Below are 15,707 nucleotides of genomic sequence, written 5' to 3'. Positions count from 1 at the left end.
TCGTCTACAGTTCGCCGCGTGCCGCAAGCGCCTCGATCCTGTCGGCGGTGCGCATGGCGATGGCCTGTATCGTCAACGACGGGTTCACGCCGCCGACTGTCGGAAACACCGAGCCGTCGCATATCCAGAGATTGTCGATGTCCCAGCTTCGGCAGTCCGCGTTGACGACGCTCGTCGCGGGATCGTTGCCCATGCGCGCGGTGCCGTTCAGATGGCACGTGTCGTCCGTTTCGCGCCAGACATCGCGCGCGCCGGCCGCTTCGAGCGCGACACTCATGAAGTCGAGCGAATGCGCGACGAGGCGCTTGTCGTTATCGCACAGCGAATAGGTCACGCGCGCGACCGGCAAACCGTACTGGTCTTTTTCATCGGCGAGCGTCACGCGGTTGCGCTCTTGCGGCATGGTCTCGCCGACGATCTTCAACCCCGCTTGATGGTTGTACTTCTGCATTTCGTCGAGCAACTGTTGGCCCCAGAGCCCACGCCCGTTCTGCACCGACGCCCACGCGACGGGCAACGGGCCCTGACTCATGTAGCAATAGCCGCCGAAAAAGTCCTTGCCCTTGTCCTCGTAATTCCAGTGCTCGGTGAGCGCAAGCGAAGGCGGGCCCTTGTACCAGCGCACTTCTTCTTCCATCGTTCCCCAGACGGCCTGATTCATCTGCACCATGAGGTTCTTGCCGACGAGGCCGGAGCTGTTCGCGAGACCATCGGGATAACGGTCCGTGGCGGACATCAAGAGCAGGCGCGGCGTTTCGATCGCATAGCCCGCCACCACGACGTTGCGCGCGCGCTGGAACTGCCATTGTCCTTCGCGCATGTATTCGACGCCGGTCGCGCGTCCGTCGTCGCCCATCACGATACGCCCGACCATCGCGAGGTCGCGAATCTCCGCGCCTGCGCGCACGGCCCGCGGTATCCACGTGACGAGCGCGCTCTGCTTCGCGTTGGTGGCGCAACCCGACACGCAGAAGCCGCGATACACGCACGGATGCGCCTCGCCGCGCGGCGCGGACACGGTGGCGAGCGGCGTAGGCGACCAGTCGATGCCGAGCGCCTCGCAGCCGCGCGCGAGCACGAGCCCGGCTGCGTTCAGTTCGTGCGGCCGATACGGATAGCGCGGACGTTTCGGTCCCCACGGATAGTTCACCGGTCCCGCGATCTTCAGCGCGTCTTCCACCTGCGCGTAGTAGTGCCACATCTCGCGCCAGTCCACCGGCCAGTCCGCGCCGTAGCCGAGCAGCGTGCGCGACTTGAACCACTCCGGCCGAAAGCGCAGCGACACCATGGCGAAGTGGACGGTGCTGCCGCCAACCGCCTTGCCGCTGTTGTTGTTGCCGAGCTTGAGCGGGTTTTCGCCGTCGCAGATGCGGTCGTCGGTCCAGAAGAGCTTGCCCTGATGCGTCTCGTCGGATGCGAATTCTTCGAGCGGACGCCACCACGCGCCGGCATCGAACGCGACTACTTTGAAGCCTTTCTCCGCGAGACGACATGCGAGCGTGCCGCCGCCCGCGCCCGTGCCGACGATCGCGAAATCGACCGCTTCGTCTTGCGGATATTCGCGCATCGGAACCCATGCGCCGGAGTGGAATACGTCGGGCGCGCGCCCGTTTTTGCCGCGCGGAAAGTGCTCGGCGTCCTTCGGCGATTCAGCGGACACGGGCGTTCTCCTTGCGTGCATCGTCTTCGTGGCCGGGCTTTGCTTCGGCGGCTTCCCACGGATCGCGGCGGTTGGCCACCATGCGCACGTAGCCGCGTGGATTGGCCGGCCCGCCGAAGCCGATCTCGCTCCATGCGTGCGGATGCGCGTAATACATCCCGCAGATGTCGTGCAGCACGCGATCCGCGAAGAAGACAGCGGGCGGCATGCCTTGCCACTCGGCGCGGTCGAGCTTGCCGTGCTGCATGTCGTCGATCAGCGCGTGTTGCGCGTCATCGTCGATGCTCGCGAACGGCAGTTCATGGCGCGCGCGGCTTTCGGCATCGAGCGCATGCAGGCCGATGCGCCAGGCATCGCGCATCGGCGGCAGGCGCGCGTCGCGATAGCCGTCGCCGGTGTTCTCGGCCAAGCGCGCATCGACGAGCGAAGCCACCGGCACAGCGGGCCGCTCGCGGTCCTGCGGCACGATGCACGCGCACAACGCACAGAGCGCGCGCCATTCGACGGCATCGAAGAATCGCGGGCCGTGCGGCGTGGCGAGCCGCTTGTCGATGACCTGGCGCGTCACGTCGTCCCACGAGGGCGTGTCGCGCTTGTTCATCACGTCGTAGGCGGGATAGCGGGGCAGCGTGGTCATTTTTCGGTCTCCCGCAGTCGAAGCGCGGCGAGCCCCGCGAGCGCGAGCGCGGAGAAACTCGGCGGCGCGGGCAGCGGCGGCCCGTTGAACAGGTTCTGACTCCAGTTGCGCCAGCCGCCGCGATTGCGCGCGACGCCGCGTGCATGAAAGCCGACGCCGATGAAGCCGAGCGCCGTCGTGATGCGCAGCCATAGCCGCGTGAGCGGGCGTTCGCGCGGCGCGGCGAGCGCGGTATTGAGAAGCAGGGCGGAGGCGACCGGCGGAATGACGATCGGCGCATACATGACCGGGTTCTGGAACGAGCCGCGAAAATGCAGCAGCGCGACTTCGCCGAGCGTGCCGACGAGCCCCGCGCTCGTGACGAGCGCGAGCGCCTGTCCGGCCGGCATGCCGAAAAGACGCGGCTCGTGCGCGGGCTCGTCGCGCAATCGTTCGGACACCGCGCCGAGCGCGCCGGAAAGCAGAAGCGCCGTGGGCGCGCCGATGGGCGCGGCATAGAAGAGGTTGTGCCAGCTCCATCCGCCGGGACGCTTCGTGATGTTGTACAGATGGAACCCGGTCCCCGCGATGCCCGCGAGCGCCGCGCCGATATACACCGAATCGCGCACGGGATGCCGTGCTGGCTCGCGGTCGGATCCACCGTGCAGTCCGGCGAGCAGCGAAAGCGTCGAGACGACGAGCGGCGTGTACATGGCCGGGTTGTCGAAGGAGCCGCGATAGTGCTCCATCGCGCTATCCGCGAGGACGGAAAGGGCGAGCAGCGCCGAGCTATGGTTGAACGTGCGCGCCGTGTCGATGTGCGTCTGCTTTTTCGAGCGATGCATTTCGCGACCGCCGAGCCGCGCGATGGCAAGTCCCGCCGCCGCGACGCCGCAGCCGATGGCGATGTCGATCATTCTGGTTTGCGTCATTTGATGTCGAATGCCGTTCGTTCTAAACCGCATACCGGTGCGCGTCCGCATGCCTGAAATCGAGCCCGCAGCCCGGCCGCGACCAGTCCGGCGCAATGGCGCCTTCGTGGGCGCGCGGCGCGCCGTCGAACAGCATCGACTCGATGCGAACGTGATCGTGAAACCATTCCTGATGCCGCAAGCGCGGCGCGGCGCAGGCCGCGTGCAGATGCAGCGCGGGCGCGCAATGCGCGGACAGCGGCACATGAAAGGCATCGCATAGCGCGGCCACGCGCAAGAAGCCCGTGACGCCCCCGCAGCGCGTGAGATCGGCTTGCAGCACATCGACGGCGTGTTGCGCGAGCAGCGCGCGGAAGTCGTCGAGCGTGTAGCCGTATTCGCCCGCAGCCAGTTCCATGTGCGCGGGAAGCGCGTCTCTCAGCAACGCGAGGCCCGTGATATCGTCCGATGACACCGGCTCTTCGAACCATTCCACGCCGTATTGCGCGAACTGCTCGGCAAAGAAAAGCGCCTGCTTGCGATCGAATGCGCCGTTCGCATCGACGAAAAGGCCCGCTGCATCTCCGATGGCTTCACGTGCCACCGCCACGCGATGCGGGTCGCGCGAAGGCTCCGTGCCGATCTTGATCTTCACCCAGCGGCATCCGTCTTCGTGCACCCAGCCGCCGAGTTGCCCGCGAATCTCATCGTCCGTGTAGGTCGTGAACCCGCCGCTGCCGTAGATGGGAACGCGATCGCGCATGGCCCCGAGCAAACGCGCGAGCGGCATGTCGAGCAGGCGCGCCTTCACATCCCAAAGCGCGCAGTCCAGCGCGGAGATGGCGCTGGCCGCGAGCCCCGAACGCCCGATGTTGCGCACGCGCTGCTGCATGCGCAACCAGAGCGCATCGACATTCCACGCGTCTTCGCCGATGAGCGTCGGCGCGAGCGTCGCTTCTGCCAGCTTCGCCGCGCTCGCATCGTTATACGTGTAGCCGATGCCCGTCTTGCCCGCAGCGCTGACCTCGGCGACGACGAGCGTCGTCGAGTTCCACGCATAGGTGCCGTCTGCTTCAGGACGATCGGTCGGGATCGTATAGGCGCGTGCTCGAACGGCTTCGATCGGCGCTTCGCGTTTGGTGAGATGCATGGCGCGGCCCCGTCTACTCGTCCTTGTGCCCCGGCAGCACCGCGCCCAACACCTGCTTCGCCGTATCGACGATGATGCTGCGTTCGTTCGGATCGCCTTCGAAGAGCGTCGTGGCGAATGCCTTCGCCTGTTGCAGCGTGATGTGCGGCGGCAGCGGCGCGATGTTCGGGTCCGCCTTCACTTCGATCACGACAGGCCGGTCCGATGCCAGTGCGTCGTCCCACACGGCGGCCATGCGCTCGGCGTCGTCCACATAAAAGCCGCGCAAGCCGATCAACTCCGCGAAGCGGTGATAGGGCACGGACGGAATGTTCTGCGATGCTTCGAACTTCGGGTCGCCGTTCATCACGCGTTGTTCCCACGTGACCTGATTCAGGTCTTCGTTGTTGAGCACCATGCAGATCCAGCGCGGATCGGACCACTGCTTCCAGTACTTCGCGACCGTGATGAGCTCGGCCATGTTGTTCATCTGCATGGCGCCATCGCCGACGAGCGCGATCACGGGCCGCTCCGGATGCGCGAACTTCGCCGCGATCGCATACGGCACCGCCGCGCCCATCGAAGCGAGGCCGCCAGACAGCGAGCACATCATGCCGCGCTTGACCTTCAAATCGCGCGCATACCAATTTGCACAGGACCCCGAATCACTTGTGACGATGGCGTTGGCCGGCACGCGCGGCGACAGTTCCCACACCGTGCGCTGCGGATTCACGCCTGTCGTCGCCGGCTCCAGCGCGCGCTTTTCGAGCTTTTTCCACCAATCGGCCATCCAGCCTTCGATGCCTTCGCGCCATGCGCGATCCGCCTTCTGTTGCAGCATGGGCAAGAGCGCGCGCAGCGTTTCGGCGCTATCGCCGACGAGATTGACTTCCATCGGATAGCGGATGGAAAGCATGTCCGCCTTCAGGTCGATCTGCACGCCGCGCGCCGCGCCTTCCTTCGGCAGGAACTCCGAGTACGGAAAGCCCGAGCCAATCATGAGCAGCGTGTCGCATTCGGTCATCATCTTGTAGCTCGGCTCCGTGCCGAGCAGACCGATGGAGCCGGTCACGAAGGGAAGATCGTCGGGCAGCGCGGCCTTGCCGAGCAGCGCCTTCGCAACCCCCGCGCCGAGCTTTTCGGCGACGGCGATGACTTCGTCCGTGGCTTGCAGCGCGCCTGCGCCGACAAGGATCGCGACCTTCTTGCCCGCGTTGAGGACATCGGCGGCGCGTTGCAGATCGTCGGCGTAAGGCACCGTCTTCGGCGCGCGATAGCCGACGCCCGAATGCACCGTGCCGTGCTTGCGGCCGGGCGGTTCGTAATCGAGGTCTTGCAAATCGTTCGGCAGAATAAGCGCGGTCACCCTGCGTTCGCCGAGCGCGGTGCGAATCGCGCGATCGACGAGATGTCGGATTTGCGAGGGCACGCTCGCCTGCTGCACGAAGGCGCCCGCGACGTCCTTGAACATCGCGGACAAATCGAGCTCTTGTTGATAGTGACCGCCGAGCGAAGCGCGCGCCTGTTGCCCGCAAATGGCGAGCACGGGCATGTGATCCATGCGGGCATCATAGAGACCGGTGAGCAGGTGCGAGGCGCCCGGTCCCGAAGTCGCGATGCACACGCCGAGTTCGCCCGTGAACTTCGCGTGCGCGGAGGCCATGAAGGCGGCCATTTCCTCGTGGCGCGCCTGAATGAATTCGATCTTTCCGTTGGCGCGGTTCAGCGCGCCGAATACGCCGTTGATGCCGTCGCCGGGATAGCCGTATATGCGGCGCACGCCCCAGGCGTAGAGGCGGTCGACAAGGAAGTCACCCACCGTCGGGCTCGTCATTTGATTCTCCGGGAAAAGGATGCGATCGGTGTCACCTTACGTCGAGATTCGCCGGTGCGATGACGCGGTGACAGGGTTGGTGTCTAGCTGGACGCAACGAACGTGCCGTTGGCGCGTGGGGCTACCGAACGCGATTTACCGACGAGCACGGCGCGCGAGGATTCATCCGTTCGTGCATTGGACAGAAGAGGCGCCATTCTCTTCTTGATTCACACCGCGAGGATCGGAACAGCCCGTTGTGCGCTTTTTCAAAACGTTGAAAATTCGTCACAGTGTGATATATCCGGCACGGCAGCCTTAAGGCGTGAACGCGTCACCGGCTGAAGCGTCGTGAAAGACTTTTGACGGCAGCGAGCGCATTCAAACGTAATTTGAAGCGTGCAGACATTCCCTCGACGCGCCGTAGCGATGGACGTCTGCGATAGGTGTGTTGAGGAGGCGAGCGACTACGATTTATCGATTGGTCAGAATCGGCAAGCGTTGAGACATTCCATTTCAAGAACGAGCGTTCGAAACGCGGTTACGCATTGCCTTCTCACAGCGGTGACGCAACGTCGAACTCACTGCCGCTTCGCTGCCTCCTTCTTGAGCTTCTTCGCTTGCTTCTTTTCTTTTGGCGTTTTGGTGGCGGCTTTTTTCTGTGCCTTCTTGGCATCCTGCGTTTTGCTCATGATGTCCTCGCGGTGTCGGCGTATTCGATCAGTGTACGACGCGATGCGCTCGCGCATCACAGCAACGACACGCCGCGACGCGCTTTCGTCAGACACGTCCCGCACGCTGCGCGCCGTGTTGCGGGTCGGGGAAACACCATGCTCGACGCGCCGCCAATGATGCATACTGGATCCGGCCGATTGCGACACTGCGACTTTATGGACCGCATCGGCAAGTCAAAGCGTGCCCCGACTCACTCTGGGAGACTGCAATGAAACCGCTGTTGTTGAAGGCGTGTCTATGCGCGCTTACGCTGGGGTTTTTCGGGCTCGCGTACGCAGCAGGAACCGGCGATGCAGCGTCTTCCGTCGATACGGGCAAGGCGAGCGGTCGCGTCAGCGGGCAGGGATCAGCAGGCGGCATGCAGCCCGCCACGCCTGGCGGCACCGCCGACACTTCAGCAGGCAACGCGCGTCCGGCCGCGCAAGGCTCGGCAGGCGGCATGCAGCCGGTGACACCGGGCACCAGTCAAGGCACCGGTGACGGAAAAGCAAAAGCGGGAACCGAATAGCCAGTCTTTACAGCGATCTCCGCAAAGAGCGCCACCGCGCTTTGCGCATCATCGCGTTCTGGAAGTAGCTCGTTAAATTGCCTATGCTTTCTCCGGGTTCCGGGCGATTCATGAGGCCGCTCACGGCCGACACGGCCGACCCACACGCGAAGAACGAAAACGAATAGGGAGACGTCATGACAGGCTATTCCCGCGTTTTGCTTGGTTCGATAGCAGTCTGCATCGGCGCTTGGGGAACATCGACAGCGCTTCCCGCCCGCGCGGCGGACGAGATCCAGAACACCAACACGACGGAATCCGCGCCCGTTCCTGCTTCGTTACGGCCCATATCGCAAGCGCAGCTCGATGCCGCCGCGAACGACAGCGCATCGTGGCTGCATTCAAACGGATCGTATTCCGAAACGCGCTATGCGCCGGCCAGTCAGATCAATCGCTCGAACGTGGCGAAGCTGAGGCCCGCTTTCATCTTCCAGACGGCCGTCATGGAGTCGATGGAAACGGCGCCGATCGTGTCCAACGGCGTCATGTTCCTCACGACGTCGTATAACCACGTCTATGCCATCGACGCCGTCACCGGCAAGGAGTTCTGGCATTACAAGCACAAGATGGGACCGGTGACGACCTTCTGCTGCGGGCCGAATAATCGCGGCGTCGCGATATCGGGCGACCGGCTCTATATGGGCACGCTCGACGCCAAGCTCGTCGCGCTCGACGCGAAGACGGGCAATCTCGTCTGGTCGTCGCAGATTGCGGACCCTGAAGACGGCTACTCCGAAACGATGGCGCCCGTCGTCGTGGACGGCAAAGTGCTGATCGGCACGAACGGCGGCGAGTACGGCATACGCGGCTTCGTGAAAGCATTCGACGCGAATTCAGGTCAACTGCTCTGGACGTTCTACACGATTCCCGATTCCGGCAGCGAAGGTGTCTGGGCCGAGAACGACGCGGTTGGCCGCAACATGAAGCGCGATATCGACGCGGAGAAGAAGACGCTCGCGGACAAAGGCCGGGACTTCGAAAAGACGCTCGGCGGCGGCGTGTGGATGGCGCCCGCGGTGGATCGCGCGACGCGCACTGTGTATTTCGTTGCCGGCAATCCCTCGCCCGACCTCTATGGCGCGATTCGTCCCGGCGACAATCTCTATACCGATTCGCTCGTCGCCATCGATCTCGATACGGGCAAGTACAAGTGGCACTACCAGTACATTGCGCATGACGTATGGGATCTGGATGCAGTCAGCCCGCCCATTCTCATCGACGTGAAGGACAAGAACGGGCAGATGGTGCCCGCCATCATTCATGGCGGCAAGACAGGCTTCGTGTACGTGCATGATCGCCGCGACGGACACATCATTCGCATTTCCGAAGCGATGATCCCGCAAGAGGGCGTGTGGACGCTGCCGACTCCGACCGGCGCGCGCATGTTGCCCGGCGCGAACGGCGGTGTCGAATGGTCGCCCATGGCGTTCAATCCGCAGACGCGCATGGCCTATGCGGCGAACCTGCATCAGCCGATGACATATCAGGTCGAAGACGCAGCGTATCCCGGCGGCAAGCTGTGGCTCGGCGGCGCGTTCAAGACCATTCCGGGCGAGCAGCAATGGGGCAGGCTCGTCGCGGTGAATGTCGATACAGGCAAGATCGCGTGGGGATACAAGACGGATCAGCCATTGATCGGCGGCGTGCTCGCGACCGCGGGCGGGCTCGTGTTCAACGGCGAGGGCAATGGTCTTTTCCGCGCGTTCGACGCCTCCACGGGCCGCAAGCTGTGGGAGTTTCGGTGCGGCGCGGGCGTGAACGCGCCGGCCGTGTCGTACATGGTGAACGGCAAGCAATACATCGCGGTCGCGGCGGGCGGCAATACGCAACTCGACTTCAAGCGCGGCAACAGCCTGCTCGTGTTTGCGTTGCCTTGAGCGTGTTGCCGATGATGATGCTTCCGAGGATGTGCAAGACCGCCGCGATCGTCGCGTGCGTGGCGCTTTCGCTGCCTAGTCTCGCGCATGCGGATGCGCAGGCGGGCGCAGCGAAAGCCGCCGTGTGCGCGGCGTGTCATGGTCAGAACGGCAATTCGACGAGCGGCGATTATCCGTCGCTCGCGGGGCAGTCGTCGCGCTATATCTTTCTGCAACTGCGCGACTTCAAGGCGGGCCGCCGCAGCGACCCGCGCATGTCGCCGATGGCGGCGAATCTTTCATCGGAAGACATGCATGATCTCGCCGACTACTTTGCCGCGCAGACGCTCGCGCCAACCGACTTCAAGGCGGACCCGGTGAAAGTGGAAGCAGGCAAGAAGAAGTCCGACGAAGTGCTCTGCACCATGTGTCATCTCGGCGGCTTCAAAGGCCAGAACGAGATACCGCGCGTGGCCGGCCAGCAGTATGCGTATATCGTGAAGCAGTTGCAGGACTTCCGCGAAAAGAAGCGCACGAACGATGCAGGCAACATGACGAGCGTGACCAAGAACCTGACCGACGCGGATATCGAGAATCTCGCGAACTACGTCGCCAATCTGCAATGACGCTGCGATTCACAGGCAACTTCCTTCTGGCGTGCGCGGCGCTCACGGTCATGCCGCAAGCGCGCGCCGACACCGACGTCTACGCGCTCAACGAACGGCTGCTGATCGCGACGCGCAATGGCGATGCGCAGGCCGTCGCGCAGATGCTCGATCAGGGCGCGAAGATCGATTCACGCAACCGCATCGGCGACACGCCACTTATCAGCGCATGCAAGCGAGGCATGACGCCGCTTGCGCGCATGCTGATCGAGCGCGGCGCGAACGTGAATCAGGCCGACGTGCAAGGCATTACGCCAATGATGGCCGTCGCGTTCGACGGCAACGATGAAATCGCGGCGCTGCTCATCGCGCATCACGCCGATACGGCAGCGACCGATCGCGTCGGCAAGACCGCAATGGAATATGCTGCGGGGCGCGGACAGACGGCGATTGTGCAGCGTCTGCTCGATGCGGGTGTCGACGTCAACGCCGCGTATCACAACCATCTGACCGCGCTCATGTGGGCAGCGGGCTACGATCAGGCGGCCACCGCATCGATGCTGCTTGCGCGCGGCGCGAATCGCGATCTGCGCGATGATCGCGGCAAGACGGCGCTCGATATCGCGGAAGAGACGCGTTCGGTGCATGTGTCCGCGTTGCTCAGGGCGCAGTGAGGACAGGTTTCAGGAGACCGAGACCCCGAGTAGATGTCCGACGCCGAATGTGAATGCAGCGGCGGCAAGCCCGATCAGGATCTGACGCGCGGCGGAGAAGACGGTGCTTCGGCCATTGAATAGAGACGTGAACATGCCGATGGCCGCGAGCGCCAGTATGCTCAGTGCGATGCATTGAACGATCGCAGGGCGTCCCGAGGACCACAGGAACGGCATCGCGGGAAACACGGCTCCCGCCGAGAACAGGCAGAACGATACGGCGGCCGCGGACCACGGATTGCCGCCGAGTTCGGCCGGGTCGAGGCCGAGTTCTTCGCGCGTGAGCGCATCGAGCGCCTTGTCTTTGTCGCGCATGATCTGTGACGCGACGCGGCTTGCTTCCTCGCCATCCAGCCCCTTCGCCCGATAGATCATGCGAAGCTCATGCTCTTCGGCTTCCGGCGTGTGTTCGAGTTCGTCCGCTTCGCGTTGCATTTGTGTCCGGGCGAGTTCACGCGCGTTCGTGACCGATAGCCACTCGCCGAGCGCCATCGAACACGCGCCCGCGATAATGCCCGCCAGCGCAGTCAACAGAATGGCCCGGTTGGGCGCGCTCGCGCCGGCCACGCCCATGATGAGGCAGAAGTTGGACACGAGACCGTCGTTTGCGCCGAGCACCGCTGCGCGCAGATCGTTGCCGGATGAGACGCCCCGGTGCCACGACTCCGCATCCGCGATTTCAGCGCCTTTCGTCGCGGCTTTCTTACCCTCATTCGCTAGCGACTGCACGACGTTCGCGTGACGGTGTTCGTCGGCTGACATGGTTGCGGTATCGGGGTTGCCCGCGTATTTGTTTCGGTCCGCGAACTCGGATGCAGCCAGCGTCGGCAGCACAAAGCGCGCGCCGAACACATGAACCAGCCCCTGCATCAAGGCGGTTTTCAGCGCCGGTCCCGTGCGAGCGCGTTCGTGATTGGCTCTGAGCTTGTCCGCCCACACTTGCGCGTGCTGCTTTTCAGAGGCCGCGAGTTCCGCGAAAATGCGCTTGCGGTCGGCTCGCGCTTCGACGCGCGCGAGCGTCTCGTAGAGTGCCGCGCTGTGCAGTTCATCGGCAAGATTGGCGCGATACCGCTTCAATTCTTGTTTTGATGCCATGACGGAGTGCCTGCGGATCAGAAGCACAACTGTATCGCCAGCGCGCGACGCGGGCGCGAAAAGCCCTCAAGTGCGCGCTGACCAAGAATGGCAATGGTTTGCATTCGTGCGTGCAGCCACGGCGTTAAGCGAGCCTTAAGCAGCGGCGTAACAGACTCTGAGGCTCATTCGCGCAGTCGCGGGAGTTTCACAGCTTATCTGTTATCTTGCGATCCCGAGGGCGTCGCCGTCTGACGAACTCGCCAGTCTTCCCTTATCTCTTTGCCGAACATTGAACGATGCAACGCAAGCAACCTTCGAATCCCGCCATGACGGCAACGCGAATCGCGGCCGGCGACGACAGAACCTCGTACGACCGCGTGTCCATCACGCTGCACTGGCTGACCGCCGTTCTCGTGCTGGCTCAGTTCATTCTCTCTCAGGTGTGGGGTTTCACGCCCCGGCCGACACGGCATCTTTTGATCGTCGCGCATATGTCCTTCGGCATTACGTTGTCGGCGGTGATCATCGCGCGCATTCTGTGGCGCGTGTCGCCCGGACATCAGGCGCCCATTGCCTCGTCAGGATGGGCGGAACTCGCGGCCAAGGGCGTGCACTATCTGCTGTATGCGTTGCTGGTTTCCGAAGCCGTGCTGGGCTTCGTGTTGAGATGGTCGGCAGACGAGTCGATGAGCTTCTTCGGCCTTCTGATCCTGCCGCCGTTCGAACCGTTCAGCAAAGTGGCGCATCACAACATCGGCGAAGCGCACGAGTTCATCGGCTGGGCGATCATCGTGCTCGCGGCGGCGCATGCGGCCGCCGCGTTGTTCCATCACTGGGTCGTGCGCGATGCGGTATTGACGCGCATGCTGCCGGGGCTAAAGCGGCGTGACCTTTGAGCTATTTCAAATAGCCAACGCTCAATGCACGCTCGCCTTCGAAAAGACATTGATGATGACGACGCCCACTACGATCAGCGCAAGACCGAGAAAGGCGGCCGCGTCCAGCTTGTGATGGAACACGAAGATGCTGATGCACGAAATGAGCACGATGCCTAGCCCGCTCCAGATGGCGTAAGCCAGTCCGACGGGAATCGTCTTCAGCACGATCGAGAGAAAATAGAACGCGCCCAGATAAAGGCAAGCCATTGCGAACGTCGGGACGAGCTTGGTGAACTGTTCGGACCTCTGCAGGCAAGTCGTTGCGCCGATCTCGAGCAGTATCGCTACGAACAATGCGCCATAGGCCGACGCCTTTTCATGGGTCATGAGTTGCTCAGGGCTTGGTCGTCGAATGCAAGCTGCTGGCGAATCGAATCGCCAGCAGCACTCATTGTTTTAGTCCGCAGTCGAACTGCCGCTTCTGGGCGATGAGTCTGTTCGCGTCTCAGTGGTTCGCCAGATAAGCCTTGACCGCGGGCAGTCCCGGCTTTCCGTCGATCGTCGTCACGCCCGCGAGCCAGCCGTCGAGAATGGAAGGGTTGGCCTTCAGCCAATCGAGCGTGGCCTTGTTCGGGTCTTCCTTGTCCATGATGTGAGTCATGATCTGATTCTCCATCGCGGTACTGAAGCGAAGGTTCGAAAAGAGCTTCGCCGCGTTCGGGCATCGCGTCGCGTAGTCGGTCGGCTGCACCGTGTACACCTTCGCTTCACCGTAGTTTGGGCCGAACACGTCATCACCGCCCGATAAGTAGTTGATCTTCATTCGCACATTCATCGGATGCGGTTCCCAGCCGAGGAAAACGATCCACTCCTTGTTCTGAATCGCCCGGTTCACCTGCACGAGCATGCCCGCCTCGCTGGATTCCACGAGCTTGAACTTGCCGAGACCGTACTGATTGGCCTTGATCATCTTGTCGATGAGAATATTCGCGTCGTTGCCCGGCTCGATTCCATAGATCTTGTATTGCAGCTTGTCCGCGTTCTTCGCGATATCGGAGAAGCTTTTGATGCCCGCTTGATAAACATAGTCAGGAACGGCCAACGTATATTTCGCGCCGGTCAGGTTAGGCGGGTTCACGACCTTGACAGACCCGGACTTGACGAACGGCTCGATGACCGGGTCCATGGAAGGCGACCAATAGCCGAGAAAGGCGTCGATCTGTTTCGACTTCACGCCGGCGAACGTGATGGGAACCGAGGCGATCATCTTCGACGGCGCATAGCCTAAGCCCTGCAAGACGTTGGTCGTGAGCCCGGTCGTCGCGGCGATGTCGGTCCAGCCGATGTCGGCCATGCGAACAGTGCGGCAGCTCGCCGGATCTGCCGCCTGCGCATTCACGGCGAAGCTGCTGGCAAAAGCAATAGCGAACGTGCATGTCAATCCGGCTACGAAGTGTCTCATCGCTGCTCCAGTTGGATGGGTTGATCGTGGAATTGCCGTTTCTTGGCGCTGTCAGCAACAAAATAAGGAGTATTGACTTTAGGAAGCGGCGGGATGCCCCGGATGCGGTCCGCGATCTTCTCCGCGAGCATGATGGTCGGCGCGTTCAGGTTCCCCGTCGTGATCTGCGGCATGATCGATGCGTCCACGACGCGCAGGCCGGTCATGCCATGCACGCGTCCCTCGGCGTCGACGACCGCCATGTCGTCATAGCCCATCTTGCACGAGCAAGAAGGGTGATATGCCGTTTCCGCCTTCGCGCGCACGAAGGCATCGAGTTCGCTATCGCTCATTGCATCGGCGCCGGGATGCAGCTCTTCTCCGCGATAGCGCGCGAGCGCCGGCTGCCGCATGATGTCCCGCGTGATGCGGATTCCGTCGCGGAACTCGCGCCAGTCCAGCGGATCGGCCATATAGTTGAACAGGATGCTCGGATGCGCGTTTGGATCGCGCGACTTGAGCTTCACGCGGCCGCGGCTCGGCGAACGCATGGAGCCGACGTGCGCCTGAAAGCCGTGCATCTCGATGGGATTCGAGCCGTTGTAATTGATCGCGACGGGCAGGAAGTGGTACTGAATGTTCGGCCAGAGATCGTCGTCGCGCGTGCGGATGAAGCCGCCCGCTTCGAAATGATTCGTCGCGCCGATGCCGGTTCCCTTGACCATCCATTCGAGTCCGATAGCCGGCTGGTTCCACCACTTCAGCGCAGGGTAGAGCGTCACCGGTTCCTTGCATGCGTACTGCATGTACATCTCCAGATGATCCTGAAGGTTCTCGCCGACGCCCGGCAAGTGATGCACCAACGGGATCTCCAGTTCCTTCAGCCACGAAGACGGCCCTACGCCGGAGCGTTGCAACAACTGAGGCGACGCAATCGCACCGCAGCATACGAGCACTTCGCGACGCACATGCGCCGTCTCGCGCTGCCCGCCATGCAGATACGCGACGCCGATTGCGCGCTTGCCCGAAAAGAGCACGCGGTCCGTTGCGGCATGCGTCACGATGGTGAGATTGGCCCGATGCCTCGCGCGGTCGAGATAGCCACGCGCGGTGCTCGCGCGCCGGCCGTTCGCCGTGACGGTGCGATCCATCGGGCCGAAGCCTTCTTGCTGATAGCCGTTGAGATCGTCCGTGCGCGGATAGCCCGCCTGTACGCCGGCTTCGACCATCGCGGCGAAGAGCGGATTGTTGCCGGGCTTGCTCGTCGTCACGTGCACCGGGCCGTCCCCACCGTGGTATTCGTTCGGGCCGATATCGCGCGTCTCGGCCTTGCGGAAATACGGCAGGCAATCGAGGTAGCTCCAGTTTTCGAGCCCCGGCATCGACGCCCAGTTGTCGTAATCGAGCGCATTGCCGCGGATATAGCACATGCCGTTGATGAGCGACGATCCGCCGAGCCCCTTGCCGCGTCCGCATTCCATGCGGCGGTTGTTCATGTGCGGCTCAGGCTCCGTTTCGTAGGCCCAGTTATAACGGCGCCCTTGCAGCGGATACGCGAGCGCGGCCGGCATCTGCGTGCGGAAATCGAAGCGGTAATCGGGACCGCCTGCTTCCAGCAGCAGCACAGTCACGTCTTCGTCTTCGGTTAGACGGGACGCGAGCACGTTGCCCGCCGAACCCGCGCCGACGATGATGTAGTCGAACTCTTTCGCGCTCATCGGCATGC

Annotated in this window: 15 protein-coding genes; 5 read left to right on the top strand and 10 right to left on the bottom strand. The window is 63.0% G+C overall.

Features of this window, described 5'->3' with window-relative positions; translation table 11 throughout:
- Positions 1 to 4: 4 nt before the first annotated feature.
- From JYK05_RS21180 to JYK05_RS21155, 6 genes are all read right to left on the bottom strand, one after another.
- A complete protein-coding gene (locus tag JYK05_RS21180; RefSeq protein WP_175943478.1) occupies positions 5 to 1,681 on the bottom strand; it encodes a GMC family oxidoreductase in 1,677 nt (558 codons plus the stop codon).
- Complete coding sequence (locus JYK05_RS21175; RefSeq protein WP_175943476.1) at positions 1,650 to 2,297, bottom strand: gluconate 2-dehydrogenase subunit 3 family protein; 648 nt, start codon at positions 2,295 to 2,297, stop codon at positions 1,650 to 1,652. Before JYK05_RS21175 ends, JYK05_RS21180 begins: the two co-directional genes overlap by 32 nt.
- Positions 2,294 to 3,208 carry a hypothetical protein gene (locus tag JYK05_RS21170; RefSeq protein ID WP_175943474.1) on the bottom strand — a complete coding sequence of 305 codons (915 nt, stop codon included), beginning with the start codon at positions 3,206 to 3,208 and terminating at the stop codon, positions 2,294 to 2,296. The genes JYK05_RS21175 and JYK05_RS21170 overlap by 4 nt, the downstream gene beginning before the upstream one ends.
- Before the next feature lie 22 nt (positions 3,209 to 3,230).
- Positions 3,231 to 4,337, bottom strand: a complete 1,107-nt coding sequence (locus tag JYK05_RS21165) for an enolase C-terminal domain-like protein (protein ID WP_206470445.1) — start codon at positions 4,335 to 4,337, stop codon at positions 3,231 to 3,233.
- 13 nt (positions 4,338 to 4,350) lie between these two features.
- The gene (locus tag JYK05_RS21160; RefSeq protein ID WP_206470444.1) at positions 4,351 to 6,150 is read right to left on the bottom strand and encodes a thiamine pyrophosphate-requiring protein; all 1,800 of its coding nucleotides are present in this window, start codon (positions 6,148 to 6,150) and stop codon (positions 4,351 to 4,353) included.
- 560 nt (positions 6,151 to 6,710) lie between these two features.
- A complete protein-coding gene (locus JYK05_RS21155; protein WP_206470538.1) occupies positions 6,711 to 6,986 on the bottom strand; it encodes a hypothetical protein in 276 nt (91 codons plus the stop codon).
- A gap of 86 nt (positions 6,987 to 7,072) precedes the next feature.
- Here JYK05_RS21155 and JYK05_RS21150 point away from each other — a divergent pair, with 86 nt between their 5' ends.
- The 4 genes from JYK05_RS21150 to JYK05_RS21135 all read left to right on the top strand — a co-directional run bounded on the left by JYK05_RS21150 (position 7,073) and on the right by JYK05_RS21135 (position 10,546).
- Positions 7,073 to 7,372: a hypothetical protein gene (locus JYK05_RS21150; protein ID WP_206470443.1), complete on the top strand. Its 300-nt coding sequence runs from the start codon at positions 7,073 to 7,075 to the stop codon at positions 7,370 to 7,372.
- Between the two features lie 176 nt (positions 7,373 to 7,548).
- On the top strand, positions 7,549 to 9,288 hold the full coding sequence (locus JYK05_RS21145) for a PQQ-binding-like beta-propeller repeat protein (RefSeq protein ID WP_206470442.1): 1,740 nt from the start codon (positions 7,549 to 7,551) through the stop codon (positions 9,286 to 9,288).
- Between the two features lie 11 nt (positions 9,289 to 9,299).
- Positions 9,300 to 9,893, top strand: coding sequence for a cytochrome c (locus tag JYK05_RS21140; RefSeq protein ID WP_206470441.1), 594 nt, complete (start codon positions 9,300 to 9,302; stop codon positions 9,891 to 9,893).
- Positions 9,890 to 10,546 (top strand): ankyrin repeat domain-containing protein, encoded by a 657-nt coding sequence (locus tag JYK05_RS21135; protein ID WP_206470440.1) that lies wholly within the window; start codon positions 9,890 to 9,892, stop codon positions 10,544 to 10,546. The genes JYK05_RS21140 and JYK05_RS21135 overlap by 4 nt, the downstream gene beginning before the upstream one ends.
- 9 nt (positions 10,547 to 10,555) lie before the next feature.
- Here JYK05_RS21135 and JYK05_RS21130 read toward each other — a convergent pair whose 3' ends face one another.
- Positions 10,556 to 11,680: a VIT1/CCC1 transporter family protein gene (locus JYK05_RS21130; RefSeq protein WP_206470439.1), complete on the bottom strand. Its 1,125-nt coding sequence runs from the start codon at positions 11,678 to 11,680 to the stop codon at positions 10,556 to 10,558.
- A gap of 308 nt (positions 11,681 to 11,988) precedes the next feature.
- On the opposite strand from JYK05_RS21130, the gene JYK05_RS21125 reads away from it, so the two are divergent.
- Positions 11,989 to 12,558, top strand: a complete 570-nt coding sequence (locus JYK05_RS21125; RefSeq protein WP_241270075.1) for a cytochrome b — start codon at positions 11,989 to 11,991, stop codon at positions 12,556 to 12,558.
- A gap of 21 nt (positions 12,559 to 12,579) precedes the next feature.
- Here the strand turns inward: JYK05_RS21125 and JYK05_RS21120 are convergent, their stop codons facing one another.
- The 3 genes from JYK05_RS21120 to betA all read right to left on the bottom strand — a co-directional run bounded on the left by JYK05_RS21120 (position 12,580) and on the right by betA (position 15,699).
- A complete protein-coding gene (locus JYK05_RS21120; RefSeq protein ID WP_206470437.1) occupies positions 12,580 to 12,927 on the bottom strand; it encodes a multidrug efflux SMR transporter in 348 nt (115 codons plus the stop codon).
- Positions 12,928 to 13,045: 118 nt separating this feature from the next.
- The gene (locus JYK05_RS21115; RefSeq protein ID WP_206470436.1) at positions 13,046 to 14,002 is read right to left on the bottom strand and encodes a choline ABC transporter substrate-binding protein; all 957 of its coding nucleotides are present in this window, start codon (positions 14,000 to 14,002) and stop codon (positions 13,046 to 13,048) included.
- Positions 13,999 to 15,699 carry a choline dehydrogenase gene (betA, locus tag JYK05_RS21110; protein ID WP_206470435.1) on the bottom strand — a complete coding sequence of 567 codons (1,701 nt, stop codon included), beginning with the start codon at positions 15,697 to 15,699 and terminating at the stop codon, positions 13,999 to 14,001. Before betA ends, JYK05_RS21115 begins: the two co-directional genes overlap by 4 nt.
- Between the last annotated feature and the right edge of the window lie 8 nt (positions 15,700 to 15,707).

The sequence above is a fragment of the Caballeronia sp. M1242 genome (assembly GCF_017220215.1).
In the GTDB taxonomy this organism is placed as follows: domain Bacteria; phylum Pseudomonadota; class Gammaproteobacteria; order Burkholderiales; family Burkholderiaceae; genus Caballeronia.
Note: the sequence above shows the minus strand (reverse complement) of the source record. Positions and strands in the feature narration are given on the sequence as shown.